This window comes from Nocardiopsis dassonvillei subsp. dassonvillei DSM 43111, assembly GCF_000092985.1.
GTDB lineage: Bacteria > Actinomycetota > Actinomycetes > Streptosporangiales > Streptosporangiaceae > Nocardiopsis > Nocardiopsis dassonvillei.
The window spans coordinates 911308-928147 of the sequence record NC_014210.1; the positions used below are offsets into that span (position 1 = coordinate 911308).

The window sequence follows — 16840 nt, forward strand, 5'->3', positions numbered from 1 at the left end:
GTTCGTCGGGGAGCCGGAGCTTCCGGGTGCCTCGGCGCCTCCGTGAACAGGGGGTTCGTCTTCACTGGTGGCCCCGCGCGCCGGATCGGGGTGTCCGGAGGCTCCCCTTTCGCTGAACCATTGGTATAGACCTCTTTAATAGCTGTGAACTGGGGATATGACGAAAAAAGGGAGTTCATGGGCGAGTGATGATGCGGAGTGTGGATAGAGTCGCGCCCATCCGGGCACAGGCGCCGACCCAGCACTGCGCCGTCGAGAAGCGAGGGAGCACCCCCGTGGCCAAGTACGTCTACACGTTCACCGAGGGCAACAAGGACCTGAAGGATCTCCTCGGCGGTAAGGGGGCCAACCTCGCCGAGATGACCAACCTCGGCCTGCCCGTTCCCCCCGGGTTCACCATCACCACCGAGGCGTGCCGCCACTACCTCTCCCACGGCAGCATGCCCGCCGGACTCGACGCCGAGATCGAGGCCAACCTCCAGGAGCTGGAGAAGGCCATGGGGCGCCGCCTGGGCCAGGCCGACGACCCGCTCCTGGTGAGCGTGCGCTCGGGCGCCAGGTTCTCCATGCCCGGCATGATGGAGACCGTCCTCAACATCGGCCTCAACGACGAGTCCGTCATGGGCCTGGCCGCCCGGGGCGGTGACGAGCGCTTCGCCTGGGACTCCTACCGGCGTCTGATCCAGATGTTCGGCAAGACCGTGCAGGGCATCGACGGCGAGCTCTTCGAGGACGCCATCGAGGAGGTCAAGGCAGCCAAGGGCGTCACCAGCGACCTGGACCTGGACGCCGCCGACCTGCGCCGGCTCGTGGACCGCTTCAAGGAGGTCGTGCGCGAGCGCACCGGCGGCCCCTTCCCGAGCGACCCCCGCGAGCAGATGCTGCTCGCGGTCCGGGCGGTCTTCGACTCCTGGAACGCCCCCCGCGCCGTCCTCTACCGCCGCCAGGAGCGCATTCCCGCCGACCTCGGTACGGCCGTCAACGTCTGCTCCATGGTCTTCGGCAACCTCGGCATGGACTCGGGCACCGGCGTCGCCTTCACCCGCGACCCCGCCACCGGCCAGCCCGGCGTCTACGGCGACTACCTCCGGAACGCCCAGGGCGAGGACGTGGTGGCCGGGATCCGCAACACCGTCCCCCTCGCCGACCTGGAGGGGATCGACGCCTCCAGCTACGGGGAGCTGATGGGCATCATGGACACTCTGGAGAACCACTACCGCGACCTGTGCGACATCGAGTTCACCATCGAGCGCGGCAGGCTGTGGATGCTCCAGACCCGGGTGGGCAAGCGCACGGCCGCCGCCGCGTTCCGTATCGCCGACCAGCTCGTGGACCAGGGTCTGATCACCCTGGACGAGGCGGTCCAGCGGGTCACCGGCGACCAGCTCGCCCAGCTGATGTTCCCCCGCTTCGACGAGGAGGCCCTCTCCGGGACGGACGTCCACCGCCTCGGCCGCGGCATGAACGCCTCGCCCGGCGCCGCCGTCGGCAAGGCCGTCTTCGACTCCTACACCGCCGTCAAGTGGTCGCGCAGCGGAGAGAGGGTCATCCTGTGCCGCCGCGAGACCAACCCCGACGACCTGGAGGGCATGATCGCCGCCGAGGGCATCCTCACCAGCCGCGGCGGCAAGACCTCGCACGCCGCCGTGGTCGCCCGCGGTATGGGCAAGACCTGCGTGTGCGGCGCGGAGGAGCTCGACATCGACACCAAGAACCGGCGCATGACCGCGCCCGGCGGCGAGGTGGTCGAGGAGGGCGACGTCATCTCCATCGACGGCACCAGCGGGGAGGTCCTCCTCGGCGAGGTCCCCGTGGTGGACTCGCCCGTCGTGCGCTACTTCGAGGGCGAGATCGACCCCGCCTCCGACGAGGCCGACGACCTCGTGCGCTCGGTGGACCGCCTCATGCACTACGTGGACGCCGCCCGCCGCATGCGCGTGCGCGCCAACGCCGACACCGCCGAGGACGCCGCCCGGGCCCGCCGCATGGGCGCGCAGGGGATCGGCCTGTGCCGGACCGAGCACATGTTCCTGGGCGACCGCCGCCAACTCGTGGAGCGGCTCATCCTCGCCGACACCGCGGAGGAGCAGGAGCAGGCCCTCGACGCGCTGCTGCCGCTCCAGCGCGAGGACTTCGGCGGCATCCTGGCGGCGATGGACGGCCTGCCGGTGACCGTGCGCCTGCTGGACCCGCCGCTGCACGAGTTCCTGCCCGACATCACCGAGCTGTCGGTGCGCGTGGCCGTGGCCGAGGCGCGCGGGGAGAGCCACGAGAACGACCTGCGGGTGCTCCAGGCGGTGCACAAGCTGCACGAGCAGAACCCGATGCTGGGCCTGCGCGGCGTGCGCCTGGGCCTGGTCGTGCCGGGGCTGTTCACCATGCAGGTGCGCGCCATCGCCCAGGCCGCCGTCGACCGGATCGCCGCGGGCGGACGCCCCCGCCCCGAGATCATGATCCCGCTGGTGGGCACCGTGCAGGAACTGGAGATCATCCGCGAGGACGCGCTGCGCGTGCTGCGCGAGGTGGGCCGGGAGAACGGCGTCGAACTCGACTTTCCCGTCGGTACGATGATCGAGCTGCCCCGCGCCGCGCTGACCGCCGGGCAGATCGCCGAGAACGCCGAGTTCTTCTCCTTCGGCACCAACGACCTCACCCAGACGGTCTGGGGCTTCTCGCGCGACGACGTGGAGGCCTCCTTCTTCTCCGCCTACCTGGAGAAGGGCGTGTTCGGGGTCTCGCCCTTCGAGTCCCTGGACGTGGACGGCGTGGGCCGCCTCGTGCGCATCGCGGCGGAGGAGGGGCGCGCCGCGCGCCCGGGCATCAAGCTCGGGGTGTGCGGTGAACACGGCGGCGACCCCGCCTCGGTGCACTTCTTCCACCGCGTGGGCCTGGACTACATCTCGTGTTCCCCGTTCCGGGTACCCGTCGCCCGCCTGGAGGCGGGCCGGGCCGCCGGACACACCGCGCCCTGACCGGGCCGAGGACGCACGCGGGTGCGGTGGTCCCCACGGACCGCCGCACCCGCCCTTCTCCGACCCCCAAGGCCGTGGAAGTCCCTGCCCAGAGGGGAAACGGCACCTCCCCGACGCCCTAGACTCGTCCCGGTCGGCCGCACGCGTGGAAAATGCGCTGTGATCTGTTCGTGATGTATTCTGGCCGCCAGCCGGGCCACCACTTCCCCGCCCGCCTCCCCGTGCCCGCGGAACCGGGTACGGGGTGCGCTGACACCACCCTCCGCCACGGTCCTCCCACGGACCGAATCGCTGAGAACCGGCGGTGGGCGGAGGCCGTCCCAGTGGGGGTGACACATCCCCCCGACCAGAGAATGTGCGGAGGTGAGCCGGTGCGAACGGCGAACGACGGCCGCGGTGACGAGCCGTGGGACGACCCGACCACCGCTCCCTCGTCCGACGACGAGGCCACCCAGGTCTTCTCCCGGGGGGCCTACCTCCCCGCGTCCTCCGGTGCCGAGGGCGCCGAGAGCACCCGCGCGTTCTCCGTGGATGACGCCACCCCCGGCTTCTCCGCCGACGACGACGCCACCCGCGCGTTCTCCGACGACGAGACCACGCGGGAGTTCCGGCGCGACGAGGTCCTGACGCCCGGGGCGACCGCCCCGCAGGGCGTGCCCGCCGACCTCGCGGCGGCCGACGACGCCGTCTTCACCCGCCGCTTCGTCCGCGAGCGTCCGCGGCCCCGCGCCCGCGTCTCCCCGCCTCCGGCGCCCGCACCCCCCGAGGCGGGGTCCCCGGAGGAGGAGTTCCCGCGCGCCCCGGAGACGGCGCCCCGCCGCCGCCCCGAGCCGCCGTCCTTCTCCCGGCCGCGCCGCCGCGGTCGGCGCCGCTTCCGCCTGCGCTGGCTGGTCAGCCTGCTGCTGGTCACCGCCCTGGCCGTCCCGGTCGGCACCTGGGCCTGGGTCTGGTACGTGGCCCGCCAGGACGAGCGCACCCCCTCCGACGCCATCGTCGTGCTCGGCGCCAGCCAGTACAACGGCGTGCCCTCGCCCGTCTTCGAGGCCCGGCTGCGCCAAGCCCAGGTCCTCTACCTGGAGGGCGTGGCCCCGGTCATCGTCACCGTCGGCGGCAAGCTGCCCGGCGACAACTTCACCGAGGCCGCCTCCGGACGCAACTGGCTGATCGAGGTGGGCGTCCCCGGCGACCAGGTCATCGCGGTGGAGGAGGGGAGTGACACCCTCCAGAGCATCGAAGCCGTCGCCGGGGTCTTCGAGGCCAACTCCTGGGACACCGCCATCCTCGTCTCCGACCCCTGGCACAGCCTGCGCTCCGAACGCATGGCCGCCGCCCACGGCATCGAGGCGGGCACCTCGCCCTCGCGGTCGGGGCCCGCGGTCATCGAGCGCCGCACCCAGCTGTGGTACATCACCAGGGAGACCGCGGCGCTCTGGTACTACTGGATCTTCAACGACAGCAGCGACATCCAGGTCGATGCCGCCTGACCAGCGCGGACGGCGCCCGGGTCGTAGCTGGGAAGTAGGCTCGCACACACGATGACGAACAATCCCCGCGAGGGCGGAGCGCTCGGCTACACCGACCAGGACACCGAGCGCATGGCCCTGGAGAACCGCAAGAACCGGGCCCGCGACCCCTTCGAGCGGGACCGGGCCCGGGTCCTGCACAGCGCCGCCCTGCGCCGCCTGGCCGCCAAGACCCAGGTCGTCCAGCCCGGTGTGAGCGACTTCCCGCGCACCCGCCTCACCCACTCCCTGGAGTGCGCCCAGATCGGCCGCGAACTCGGCCAGGCCCTGGGCTGCGACCCCGACCTGGTGGAGGCGGCCTGCCTGTCCCACGACCTGGGCCACCCGCCCTTCGGCCACAACGGCGAGCGCGCCCTGGACGAGGCCGCCGCCGACTGCGGCGGGTTCGAGGGCAACGCCCAGAGCCTGCGCCTGCTCGTGCGCCTGGAGGGCAAGGTCATCGACCCCGACGGGCGCAGCGCGGGGCTCAACCTCACCCGCGCCACCCTCGACGCCACCGTCAAGTACCCCTGGCTCCGGGGCGAGGGCGGCGACACCCACAAGTTCAACTGCTACCCCGACGACACCGAGGTGTTCGACTGGCTGCGCAGGGACGCGCCCCCGGGCCGCACCTGCTTCGAGGCCCAGGTCATGGACTGGGCCGACGACGTCGCCTACTCCGTGCACGACGTCGAGGACGCCCTGCACGCCGGGCTGGTGGACCCCGCGGCCCTGCGCGGCGCCGCCGAGCGCGCCGAGGTCGTGCGGATCGCCGCCGCCGACTACTGCGACGCCGACCCGGCCGAACTCGACGAGGTCTTCACCGACCTGATCGCCCACCCCGCGTGGCCGCGCGAGTTCACCGGGGACCTCGCCTCGCTCGCCGCGCTCAAGAACCTCACCAGCGGGCTCATCGGCCGCTTCTGCCGGGCCGCGGAGGAGGCCACCCGCGCCGCGTACGGTCCCGGGCGCCTCACCCGTTACGGCGGCGACCTCATCGTGCCCCGCCGCCCCCTGCTGGAGTGCGCCCTGCTCAAGGCGGTCGCCGCCCACTTCGTGCTCTCGCGGGAGGAGGCCCGGGTCTACCAGGCCGAGGAACGCCGCCTGATCACCGAGCTGGTCGGCCTCCTGTGGAAGAACGCCCCCGAGGGCCTGGACCCGCAGTTCCGCGCCGCCTTCACCGGGGCCGCCGACGACTCCGCCGCCCTGCGCGTGGTCATCGACCAGGTCGCCTCGCTCACCGACACCTCCGCGACCGCGCTGCACGCCAGCCTCACGGGCTGAGCGCGGGACCGCGCCCGCGTCCCCGGCCCCTTCCCCCGTTTCCACGACCGGGGTGAAGGGGGGTTGACTTCACTGATGTGAGCGCTAACAATGTTGCGCACATCACAGAAGCCCCCCTTCCTGTGTCCGGAGGTGTCGTCCCGGTGAAACCCCCAGGTGGCCGTACCCCCGTCATGGCGGACGTGGCCCGGCTGGCCGGAGTCTCCCACCAGACGGTGTCGCGCGTGGTCAACGGCCACCCCAACGTCCGCGAGGAGACGGTGCTCCGGGTACGCGACGCCATCGAGGAGTTGGGCTACCACCGCAACTCCACCGCGCGCGCCCTGGTCACCCGCCGCACCAACGTGCTCGGCGTCATCGCCTTCGACCCCACGCTCTTCGGCCCGGCGCAGACCCTGGCGGGGATCGAGCGGGCCGCGCGCGAGGCGGGCTACTTCCTGAGCATGGTCAGCCTCGACGACGTGTCTCCCGAGGGCGTGGTCGCGGCCGCCGACTACCTGATCCAGCAATCGGTCGAGGGCTGCGTGGCGATCGCCCCCCAGCGCGCCCTGGTGGAGGCGCTGGCCGCGCTGCCCGGCCCCGGGCCCCTGGTCGCGGTCGAGGGCGGAGAGGGCTCGGGCCTTCCCGTCGTCTGCGTCGACCAGGCCCAGGGCGCCCACGACGCCGTCCGCCACCTGCTCGACCTGGGCCACACGACCGTCCACCACGTGGAGGGCGACCCCCTGTGGCTGGAGTCAGCGGCCCGGGTGGTCGGGTGGCGCCGGGCACTGGAGGAGGCCGGGGCGCCTGTCCCCGAACCGCTCCAGGGGGACTGGAGCCCCCGGTCGGGCTACGAGCTGGGCCTGGCGCTGGTGCGCAGGCGCGCCTCGGGGGAGCGGGTCACGGCGATCTTCGTGGGCAACGACCAGATGGCCATCGGCGTGCTGCGCGCGCTGCACGAGGCGGACCTGCACGTCCCCGGCGACGTCAGCGTGGTCGGCTTCGACGACATCCCCGAGGCCGAGTACCTGACCCCGTCCCTGACCACCGTCCACCAGGACTTCGCCCAGGTGGGCCGGGAGAGCCTGGCCCTGCTGCTCGCCGAGATCGCCCGGGAGGGTTCGGCCGACCCCGCCGGGGCCGCGCGCCGGGTCGTCCCGGCGCGGTTGCGGGTGCGCGGCAGCAGCGGGCCCCCGCCGCCGTGACCCCCTGAGACCTCCCTGTCCGCCCCCTCACGGAGGAGCTTCCCTTGGCCCAAAATGTTAGCGCTAACAATTCACGTTCCCCCGATCCGGTGGTCGTCGGCGTCGACTTCGGCACCCTCTCCGGCCGCGCCGTCGTCGTCCGGGTCAGCGACGGCGCCGAACTCGGCTCCGCCGACTCCGTCTACCGGCACGGCGTCATCACCGCGCACCTACCCGGATCGGCCGATCCCCTCGAACCCGAGACCGCGCTCCAGCACCCCGAGGACTACCGCGAGGTCCTGCGCACCGCCGTCCCCGAGGCGCTGCGCGCCGCCGGGGTCGCGCCGGAACGGGTCGTCGGCATCGGCACCGACTTCACCGCCTGTACGGTCCTGCCGGTGACCGCGGACGGCACGCCCCTGTGCGAGCTGCCCGACCTGGCCCGGCGCCCGCACGCCTGGCCCAAGCTGTGGCGCCACCACGCCGCCCAGCCCGAGGCCGACGAGATCAACGCCCTGGCCGCCGAACGCGGTGAGAAGTGGCTGGCCCGCTACGGCGGGAAGATCTCCTCCGAGTGGGAGTTCGCCAAGGCCCTCCAGGTCCTGCGCGACGACCCCGGCGTGTACGGGCGCGCCGACCGCTGGATCGAGGCCGCCGACTGGATCGTGTGGCAGCTGTGCGGGCACGAGACCCGCAACGTCGCCACCGCCGGCTACAAGGGCATCCACCAGGACGGGGAGTGGCCCTCGGCGGACTTCCTGGCCGCCCTGGATCCGGGCTTCTCCGGTTTCGTCCGCGACAAGCTCGCCCACCCCCTGTCCCAGCTCGGTGAGCGCGCGGGCGGCCTCACCGCCCGCGCCGCGGCCTGGACCGGGCTGCCCGAGGGCGTCCCCGTCGCGGTCGGCAACATCGACGCGCACGTCACCGCCGCCACCGCCCAGACCACCGGCAACGGCCGGATGCTCGCCATCATGGGCACCAGCACCTGCCACGTCATGAACTCCGACGTCCTCGCCGAGGTCCCGGGCATGTGCGGCCTGGCCCACGGCGGCATCACCCCCGGAGCGTGGGGCTACGAGGCGGGCCAGAGCGGCGTCGGCGACGTCTTCGCCTGGTTCGCCGACTCCTACGTGCCCCCCGCCTACCACGAGGAGGCCCGCGAACGCGGCCTGTCCGTCCACGACCTGCTCTCGGAACGGGCCGCCGACGCCGCGGTGGGGGAGCACGGGCTCCTCGCCCTGGACTGGCACAGCGGCAACCGCTCGGTCCTGGTCGACCACGACCTGTCCGGCGTGCTCGTCGGACTGACCCTGGCCACCCGGCCCGAGGAGGTCTACCGGGCCCTGGTCGAGGCCACCGCCTTCGGTACCCGCACCATCGTCGAGGCCTTCGCCGACGCCGGGGTCCCCGTGCACGACCTCACCATCGGCGGCGGCATGGTCCGCAACCCCTTCGTCCTCCAGGTCTACGCCGACGTCCTGGGCCGGCCGCTGCGCGTCGTGGCCTCCGAGCACAGCTGCGCCGTGGGGGCCGCCATCCACGCCGCGGTCGCCGCCGGGGCCCACCCCGACATCCACGCCGCCTCCGCCGCCATGGGCGGGGTGCGCGAGGGGACGGTCGACCCCGACCCGGTCCGGGCCGCCGCCTACGACGGGCTCTTCGCCCTCTACACCGAACTCCACGACCACTTCGGCCGGGGCGGCAGCCGCAGTCTGCACCGCCTGCGGGCCCTGCGCAACGCCGCCCTGGCCGCCGCCGCGAGCGGCGGGGAAGGAGAACGATGACCGCCCCCACCCCCACGGCCGTGCCCGAGGAGCACCGGGAGGAGGTGGAGCGCCTGCGGGCCCTGGTGTGCGCCCTGCACGCCGAACTGCCCCGGTGGAACCTCGTCACCTGGACCAGCGGCAACGTCTCCGCCCGGGTCACCGGCGCCGACCTGATGGTGATCAAGCCCAGCGGCGTCTCCTACGACGACCTCTCCCCGGCCGACATGGTCGTCTGCGACCTGGACGGCCGCCCGGTGGAGGGCGCGCACAAGCCCTCCAGCGACACCGCCGCCCACGCCTACGTCTACCGCGCCCGCCCCGACGTCGGCGGCGTCGCGCACACGCACAGCCCCTACGCCACCGCCTGGGCCGCGCGCGGCGAGGCCATCCCCTGCGCGATCACCGCGATGGCCGACGAGTTCGGCGGCGACATCCCCGTCGGCCCGTTCGCCCTCATCGGCGGCGACGACATCGGCAGGGGCGTGGTCGCCACCCTGGAGGGCCACCGCTCGCCCGCCGTCCTCATGCGCGGCCACGGCGTGTTCACCGTCGGAGCGGGCGCCAGGGCGGCGGTCAAGGCCGCCGTGATGTGCGAGGACGTCGCCCGGACCGTCCACATCGCCCGCCAGGGCGGCCCCCTCCAGCGCCTTCCCCAGGAGCACATCGACGCCCTCCACGACCGCTACCAGAACGTCTACGGCCAGTAGGGCGGCCTCCAGCGGCACCCGCCGCGCGACGGCCCCCGGCACCACCGAACACGCCCTAAGGAAGCACCGTGACCGTACCCACGCCCCCCGCCACCGAGCACCCTCCCGTGCGCGCCCGCGCCCCCCGCGTCGGCCTGCTCGGCATCATGCAGCCGCTCTACGACGACATGATCCCCGGCATCACCGAGCACCAGGCGGCGTACGCGGCCCGGGTGGCCGAACGCCTCTCCGGCGTCGCCGAGTGGACCGTGGCCCCGCCGGTGCGCGGGCGCGCCGACGCCGAGGAGGCGATCCGCGGCTTCGAGGCCGCCGGACTCGACGGGGTCCTGGTCGTCATGCTCACCTACGGCCCCTCCCTGCGCGTCACCCGCGCGCTGGCCCGTACCCACCTGCCCCTGGCGCTGGCCAACATCCAGCCCGACCCCGCGGTCAGCCCGTCCTGGGACATGGACGACATGACCTACAACCAGGGCATCCACGGGGCCCAGGACACCGCCAACGCCATGGTGCGGGCGGGGCTGCCCTTCGAGGTCCTCACCGGCGAGTGGCAGAGCCCGGAGTTCGCCGCGCGCGTGGACCGCTGGGCGCGGGCGGCCCGCGCCGTCACCGCCCTGCGCGGGCTGCGGGTCGGCGTGTTCGGCTACCCCATGAACGGCATGGGCGACGCCAGGGTGGACGAGACCGCGCTGCTGCGCAGGCTCGGCCCCGAGGTCCACGTCATCGCGCCCGGAGCCCTGCACCGGACCATGGCCGACCTGCCCGAACAGGCCGTGCGCGACCTCATGGCCTGGGAGGACGGGGCCCTGGAGGTGGACGGCCGCCTGTCCGAGGAGGAGCGCGAGGACCACGCCCGCATGCAGCTGGGCATCGAACGGCTGCTGGAGGAGTCCGGGTGCGGCGCCTACTCCACCCACTTCGACGCGATCGGGGAGGACGGCCGCTTCGCCCGGCTGCCGATGGCCGCCGCCTCCACCCTGATGGCCCAGGGGTACGGGTTCGCCGGTGAGGGCGACGTCCTGGCCGCCTCGATCGTCTACGCCGGGCACCAGCTCGCCGGGGACGGCCACTTCACCGAGATGTACGCGATGGACTTCCCCAGCGACTCCATCCTCATGAGCCACATGGGCGAGGGGAACTGGAGGGTGGCCCGCGAGGACGAGCCCATCCGGCTGGTCAAGCGCCCGCTGGGCATCGGCGGCCTGGGCGACCCGCCCACCATCGTGTTCCGCTACCGGCCGGGCCCGGCCACCCTGGCCTCCCTGGTCGCCCTCGGCGGAGAGGAGTTCCGCCTGGTCGTGGCCGAGGGCGAGGTCATCGACGCCCCCGAACTGCCCTCCCTGGAGATGCCCTACGGCCAGTTCCGCCCCGAGACGGGTGTGCGGGCCTGCATGGACGCCTGGCTCCGCGCGGGCGGCACCCACCACATGGTCATGAACACCGGGGCGCGTGCGCAGGACTGGCGGGTCCTGTGCGAGCTGTCCGGAATCGAGTACGTCCGGGTCTGACCCGGACGCCGAGCGCCCCGGCGCGTCCACACCCCCCAGACGGAGGGCCCCGGGCGGTCCCTCCCGGCCCCCAGGCGCAAGGAGAACACCGTGCGCGACACCACCCCCCACCACCCCCCACCACACGTCGGGCCCGGTCGCCGGGCCCTGCTCACCGGCGCCCTGGCCGCGGCCGGACTGGCCGCCGCGGGCTGCGCGCCCCCCGACGCACTGCTGACCGGGGACACCCGCCTGCGGCAGTGGAACCTCTTCTCGGGCGGCGACGGCCTGCGGATGATCGAGATGCACGACGCCTACCGGGCCGAGCACCCGGAGGTCGACTTCCGGGCGACCACCTTCACCTGGGGCTCCCCCTTCTACACCAAGGTCGCGATGGGCGCGGCGGGAGGGCGCGGCGCCGACATCGCCACCGTGCACGTCTCCCGCCTGGAGAGCCTGGCCCCCGGGAGGCTGCTGGACCCGGTCGACCCGGCGCTGCTGGCCGAGGCCGGGATCGACGACACCGTGATCCCGCCCAACGTCTGGGAGAAGTGCTTCTTCGACGGGCAGCTGTACGCGGTCCCCATCGACACGCACGTCCTGATCCAGTACCACAACCTCGACGTGTGCCGCGAGGCCGGACTGCTCGACGCCGACGACCGGCTGGTCCAGGTCAGCGGGCTGGACGACTACATGGCCATGCTCCGCGAGATCAAGGCGGTCACCGGGGCCTACGGCCTGTCCGTCGACACCTGGCAGCCCTGGCCCAACTTCTGGGCGCTCTACCGCCAGCAGGACGGGGAACTCCTCCTGGGCGAGGACGACTTCACCATGGACGACGACAAGGCCCTGGCGGCCATGGAGGTCATGTACCGGCTCTCCGAGGAGGAGCTGGCGCCCCGCCACTCGATGCTGGCCGACACCGCGGCCAACCTCTCCAACGGCAGGGCCGGGCTGATGATCCACGGCAACTGGGAGATCCCGACGCTGGAGGCCGCCGGAACGGCCTTCTCGGCGTCCCAGTTCCCCGACGTCTTCGGCAACCGCCGCACCCGAGGCGACTCGCACTGCTACGTGTTCCCGCACCAGCGCGACCCCGACCCCGAGCGGATCCGGGCCGCCGTCGGATACGCCGCATGGATGCTGCGCCACAGCCTCACCTGGGCCGGGGGCGGCCACATCCCCGCCTACCGGCCCGTGGTCGAGAGCGCCGAGTACGAGGCGCTGCACCCCCAGTCCGCGTACCGCGAGGCGGCCGAGAACGTGCAGTTCGAGCCCGAGGCCTGGTTCAGCGGCTCGGCGGGGCGCCTCCAGGAGGAGGCCAACGGCCCGCTCACCACCCTCCACCAGGGGACCCAGACACCCGAACAGGCGCTGGAACAGCTCAAGGGAGCCATCCGCGACCTGCTGACCGTGCCGTCACCGGTGTGAGGGAGTCCGCCATGACCGCCCAGACCCCAGCGCCTCCCAGGACCGCGGCCTCCGGTCCCTCCGGCCGCGGCCCCGTGGACGTGCGCCGCAGGCCCGCCGTGTGGACCGGGCTGTGGTTCGTCCTGCCCTTCCTCGCCTTCTACCTGCTCTTCCTCCTGTGGCCCGCCCTCGTCGGGCTCGTCTACTCCTTCACCGACCGCAGCCTGGCCGGGGGGCCGGTCTCCTTCGTGGGACTGGACAACTGGCGGGAGAGCCTGACCGACCCCGACATGTGGGACGCGCTGTGGAACACCCTGTGGTTCACGGTGCTGAGCGTCCCCCTCATGGTCGCGCTGGCCCTGGCCCTCGCCCTGCTGACCGACCACGCCCGGCGCCTGGGGTGGTTCCTGAGGCTGTCGTTCTTCGCGCCGTTCGTGCTCCCGGTCGCGGTGATGACCCTCGTCTGGAACTGGATGTACAACCCCAGCCTGGGCCTGTTCAACGGCGTCCTGGGACAGCTCGGGCTGGACGGCGTCGAGTGGCTCTTCAGCGAGGACACGGCGATGCTCTCGGTCGTCGTCGCCACCGCGTGGTGGCAGGTCGGCTTCAACTACCTGCTCTACCTCGCGGCCATGCAGTCGATCCCCAAGGATGTGTACGAGGCCGCCGCCATCGACGGCGCGGGCGCCTGGCAGCGCGTCGGCCGGATCACCCTGCCCATGCTGGCGCGCACCACCGCGCTGATCACCGTGCTCCAGCTCATCGGCTCCCTGCGCGTGTTCGAGCAGATCTACCTCATGACCTCGGGCGGCCCGAACTTCGCCACCAGGACCGCGATCCAGTACATCTACGACTCCGGTTTCGTGGGCCTGCGCATCGGACTGGCCTCCTCGATGGCCTACGTCTTCATGGCCCTGGTCGTCGTCGCCTCCATAGCCCAGTTCCGCCTCTTCGCACGGAAGGAGGCCTGACCGGCCATGGCAGCCCCCACCGCCCCCGCCGCGCGGCGCGTCCACCGGCCCCGGCGCGCGCCCTCCCCCGGGACGATCGCCCTCTACACGGTCTCCGCCCTGGCCGGAGCCCTCTGGCTCGTCCCCCTCCTGTGGGCCTTCGCCACCTCGGTCAAACCCGAGGGCGAGACCACCGTCATGCCGCCCTCCTGGCTCACCGACAACGCCACCTTCGAGGCGTACGCCCTCGTGCTGGGGCGCGGGGACATCCTGCGCTGGACGGCGAACTCCCTCATCACCACGGCCATCGTCACCGCCCTCACCCTGGTGGTCTGCGTCCTGGCCGCCTACGGGTTCTCCCGCTTCGACTTCCGCGGCAGGCCGTGGCTGTTCACGCTCGTCATCGGCGGCATCCTCATCCCGCCTCAGACCCTGATCGTGCCGCAGTTCGTCCTGATGACCCAGCTCGGACTGGTGGACACCTACTGGGGTGTCGCGCTGCCGCAGGTGGTCGCGCCGGTGTTCGTGTTCATCCTCAAACGCTTCTTCGACGCCATCCCCCGCGAGTACGAGGACGCCGCCAGGATGGACGGCGCCGGAGCGCCGCGCGTCCTGTGGAACGTGATCCTGCCGCTGTCGAGGCCGGTCCTGGCCGCGGTCGGCATCTTCGCCTTCATCGGCGCCTGGAACAACTTCCTGTGGCCCTTCCTGGTCACGAACGACCCCGAGATGATGACGCTCACCGTCGGGCTGGGCACCGTGGCCGGACAGTACGGGGTCCAGTACGCCCAGGTCATGGCCTCGGCCGTGCTGGGAGCGGTCCCGCTGCTGGTCGTCTTCCTGCTCTTCCAGCGCCACATCGTCACCGGTGTGGCCGGAGCGGGCATCAAGGGCTGACCCCACCAACCACCCCGAGGAGAACGCATGCTCCGAGCCTCCGTCACCGTCGACCCGGCGGCCATCGTCTCCCCCGTGCACCGCCGCACCTTCGGCTCGTTCGTCGAGCACATGGGCCGCTGCGTCTACACCGGCATCTACGAACCCGGGCACCCGACGGCCGACGCCGACGGCTTCCGACGCGACGTCGCGGACCTGGTCCGGGAACTGGGCGTCACCACCGTGCGCTACCCGGGCGGCAACTTCGTGTCCGGGTACCGGTGGGAGGACGGCGTCGGCCCCCGGGACCGCCGACCGGTCCGCCGCGACCTGGCCTGGCACAGCATCGAGACCAACCAGTTCGGCCTCGACGAGTTCACCGCCTGGTGCCGCGGCCTGGACATCGAGCCGATGATGGCGGTCAACCTCGGCACCCGCGGCCTGGCCGAGGCCCTGGACCTGCTGGAGTACTGCAACCACCCCGGCGGCACCCACCTGTCCGACCAGCGCGCCGCCAACGGGCACCCCGAACCGCACGGCATCCGCATGTGGTGCCTGGGCAACGAGATGGACGGCCCCTGGCAGATCGGCCACCTCGACGCGCGCTCCTACGGACGCAAGGCCGGGCAGGTGGCGCGCGCCATGAGGATGGCCGACCGCGACCTCGAACTGGTCGTCTGCGGCAGCTCCGGATCGGCCATGCCCACCTTCGGCCAGTGGGAGGCCACCGTCCTGGAGGAGACCTACGACGCGGTGGACCACATCTCGCTGCACGCGTACTACGAGGAGCGCGACGGGGACCTGGCCGACTTCCTCGGCTCGTCGACCGACATGGACCGCTTCATCGACTCCGTCGTCTCCACCGCCGACGCCGTCGGCGCGCGCCTGCGCGACCCCAAACGCATCCAGCTCTCCTTCGACGAGTGGAACGTGTGGTACCTGAGCCGCCACCAGGCCCGGGCCGCCGCGCAGCCCGCAGACGACTGGCAGGTGGCGCCCCGCGTCATCGAGGACCGCTACAGCGTCGCCGACGCCGTCGTCGTGGGCAACATGCTCATCAGCCTGCTCCGGCACGGCGACCGGGTCACCGCCGCCAGCCAGGCCCAGCTCGTCAACGTCATCGCGCCGATCATGACCGAGCCCGGCGGCCCCGCGTGGCGCCAGACCGTCTTCCACCCCTTCGCCCTGACCGCTCGGGCCGCACGGGGCCGGGTGCTGCACACCGGCGTCACCGCGCCCCGGTACACGACCGCCAGCCACGGCGAGATCCCGCTCCTGGACGCCGTCGTCACCTTCGACGAGGAGGAGGGCACCGCGTCGCTGTTCGCGGTCAACCGCTCCACCGACCAGCACCTCGCCCTCGCCGCCGACCTGCGCGGCCTGGCCCCGACGGCCGTCACGGACGCCCGGACCCTCAGCGACGAGGACCCCTACGCCCACAACACCATGGACGCCCCCGACCGGGTCGTCCCGCGACCGGCCGGGGGCGTGACCCTGGACGGCGGCAGGCTCTCCGCCGTCCTGCCCCCCGTGTCCTGGTCCGTCATCACCCTCTCGACCAGTCGGAACTGACCGGAACCCCGGTGCGCGTCCGCGCCCGGACCACGCCCAGAAAGGCGAACGCATGACCCCCCATCCCCGACGCACACCCCTCCTGGCCGCCGCACTGTGCGGCACACTCCTGCTCACCGCCTGCGGAGGCGTCGGCGACGCCGCGCGGCCCGAGGGCGAGGCCGGCGTCGTCGGCATCGCCATGCCCACCCAGTCCTCCGAGCGCTGGATCAACGACGGCGAGAACATGGTCGCCGAGTTCGAGGCCCGCGGCTTCGGCACCGACCTCCAGTACGGCGAGGACGTCGTGGAGGACCAGGTCTCCCAGATCGAGAACATGATCACCCGGGGCGCCGACGTCCTGGTCATCGCCTCCATCGACGGCGAGGCCCTCGGCGACGTGCTCGACATGGCCGCCTCCAGCGACATCCCCGTCATCGCCTACGACCGCCTCATCCTCGGCAGCGAGCACGTCGACTACTACGCCACCTTCGACAACTTCCAGGTGGGCGTCCTCCAGGGCGAGTACATCGTGCGAGCCCTCGACCTGGAGAACGAGGAGGGTCCCTTCAACATCGAGCTGTTCGGCGGCTCGCCCAACGACAACAACTCCTCCTACTTCCTCGACGGGGCGATGTCGGTGCTCCAGCCCCACATCGACGACGGCCGCCTCGTCGTCCGCAGCGGCCAGACCTCCATGGAGCAGATCGCCACCCAGGAGTGGTCCGGCGCCGTCGCCCAGGACCGCATGGACAACCTGCTCAGCGCCCACTACTCCGAGGAGGAGGTGCACGCGGTCCTGTCGCCCTACGACGGCATGAGCCTCGGCGTGATCGAGTCCCTGCGCGCCGTCGGCTACGGCACCGAGGACCGGCCGCTGCCCGTCATCACCGGCCAGGACGCCGAGGCCGCCTCGGTCCGGTCCATCATCGCCGGGGAGCAGACCCAGACCGTCTTCAAGGACATCCGGACCCTGGCCACCCAGACCGTGGACATGGTCGAGGCCCTGGTACAGGGTGAGGAGGTCCCGGTCAACGACACCGAGAGCTACGACAACGGGGTCAAGGTCGTCCCCTCCTACCTGCTCGACCCCGTCTCGGTGGACGCCGACAACTACCACGAGGTCCTGGTCGAGAGCGGCTACTACGAGGAGTCCGAGCTCCAGTGACGACGGA

General features: G+C 72.4%; 12 protein-coding genes. All 12 read left to right on the forward strand.

Translation table 11 applies throughout. The features are described from left to right. Positions 1–275: 275 nt before the first annotated feature. The 12 genes from ppdK (at position 276) to chvE (ending at position 16833) form a co-directional block, all read left to right on the forward strand. On the forward strand, positions 276–2972 hold the full coding sequence (ppdK, locus tag NDAS_RS03705) for a pyruvate, phosphate dikinase (RefSeq protein WP_013151797.1): 2697 nt from the start codon (positions 276–278) through the stop codon (positions 2970–2972). Between the two features lie 371 nt (positions 2973–3343). Next, positions 3344–4456, forward strand: coding sequence for a YdcF family protein (locus tag NDAS_RS03710; RefSeq protein WP_013151798.1), 1113 nt, complete (start codon positions 3344–3346; stop codon positions 4454–4456). A gap of 51 nt (positions 4457–4507) precedes the next feature. Continuing rightward, the gene (locus NDAS_RS03715) at positions 4508–5758 is read left to right on the forward strand and encodes a deoxyguanosinetriphosphate triphosphohydrolase (RefSeq protein WP_013151799.1); all 1251 of its coding nucleotides are present in this window, start codon (positions 4508–4510) and stop codon (positions 5756–5758) included. 173 nt (positions 5759–5931) lie between these two features. Beyond that, positions 5932–6942: a LacI family DNA-binding transcriptional regulator gene (locus NDAS_RS03720; RefSeq protein ID WP_041552309.1), complete on the forward strand. Its 1011-nt coding sequence runs from the start codon at positions 5932–5934 to the stop codon at positions 6940–6942. Positions 6943–7031: 89 nt separating this feature from the next. After that, positions 7032–8705 carry a ribulokinase gene (gene araB, locus NDAS_RS03725; RefSeq protein WP_041552311.1) on the forward strand — a complete coding sequence of 558 codons (1674 nt, stop codon included), beginning with the start codon at positions 7032–7034 and terminating at the stop codon, positions 8703–8705. Then, positions 8702–9394 (forward strand): L-ribulose-5-phosphate 4-epimerase, encoded by a 693-nt coding sequence (locus NDAS_RS03730; RefSeq protein WP_013151802.1) that lies wholly within the window; start codon positions 8702–8704, stop codon positions 9392–9394. Before araB ends, NDAS_RS03730 begins: the two co-directional genes overlap by 4 nt. 68 nt (positions 9395–9462) lie before the next feature. Beyond that, positions 9463–10899 carry an L-fucose/L-arabinose isomerase family protein gene (locus NDAS_RS03735; protein ID WP_013151803.1) on the forward strand — a complete coding sequence of 479 codons (1437 nt, stop codon included), beginning with the start codon at positions 9463–9465 and terminating at the stop codon, positions 10897–10899. Between the two features lie 90 nt (positions 10900–10989). After that, on the forward strand, positions 10990–12309 hold the full coding sequence (locus NDAS_RS03740; protein WP_013151804.1) for an extracellular solute-binding protein: 1320 nt from the start codon (positions 10990–10992) through the stop codon (positions 12307–12309). A gap of 11 nt (positions 12310–12320) precedes the next feature. Next, on the forward strand, positions 12321–13259 hold the full coding sequence (locus NDAS_RS03745; RefSeq protein WP_013151805.1) for a carbohydrate ABC transporter permease: 939 nt from the start codon (positions 12321–12323) through the stop codon (positions 13257–13259). Positions 13260–13265: 6 nt separating this feature from the next. Then, positions 13266–14135, forward strand: a complete 870-nt coding sequence (locus NDAS_RS03750; protein ID WP_013151806.1) for a carbohydrate ABC transporter permease — start codon at positions 13266–13268, stop codon at positions 14133–14135. Between the two features lie 27 nt (positions 14136–14162). Continuing rightward, a complete protein-coding gene (gene arfA, locus NDAS_RS03755) occupies positions 14163–15686 on the forward strand; it encodes an arabinosylfuranosidase ArfA (RefSeq protein ID WP_013151807.1) in 1524 nt (507 codons plus the stop codon). A gap of 52 nt (positions 15687–15738) precedes the next feature. After that, positions 15739–16833 (forward strand): multiple monosaccharide ABC transporter substrate-binding protein, encoded by a 1095-nt coding sequence (gene chvE, locus NDAS_RS03760; protein WP_013151808.1) that lies wholly within the window; start codon positions 15739–15741, stop codon positions 16831–16833. Positions 16834–16840: the final 7 nt, after the last annotated feature.

Excerpts from the sequence above, each read along its gene's own strand:
- NDAS_RS03715 (WP_013151799.1), top strand. The coding sequence starts at position 4,508 with ATGACGAACAATCCCCGCGAGGGCGGAGCGCTCGGCTACACCGACCAG.
- NDAS_RS03720 (WP_041552309.1), top strand. The coding sequence starts at position 5,932 with ATGGCGGACGTGGCCCGGCTGGCCGGAGTCTCCCACCAGACGGTGTCG.
- NDAS_RS03730 (WP_013151802.1), top strand. The coding sequence starts at position 8,702 with ATGACCGCCCCCACCCCCACGGCCGTGCCCGAGGAGCACCGGGAGGAG.
- NDAS_RS03745 (WP_013151805.1), top strand. The coding sequence starts at position 12,321 with ATGACCGCCCAGACCCCAGCGCCTCCCAGGACCGCGGCCTCCGGTCCC.
- NDAS_RS03750 (WP_013151806.1), top strand. The coding sequence starts at position 13,266 with ATGGCAGCCCCCACCGCCCCCGCCGCGCGGCGCGTCCACCGGCCCCGG.
- arfA (WP_013151807.1), top strand. The coding sequence starts at position 14,163 with ATGCTCCGAGCCTCCGTCACCGTCGACCCGGCGGCCATCGTCTCCCCC.
- chvE (WP_013151808.1), top strand. The coding sequence starts at position 15,739 with ATGACCCCCCATCCCCGACGCACACCCCTCCTGGCCGCCGCACTGTGC.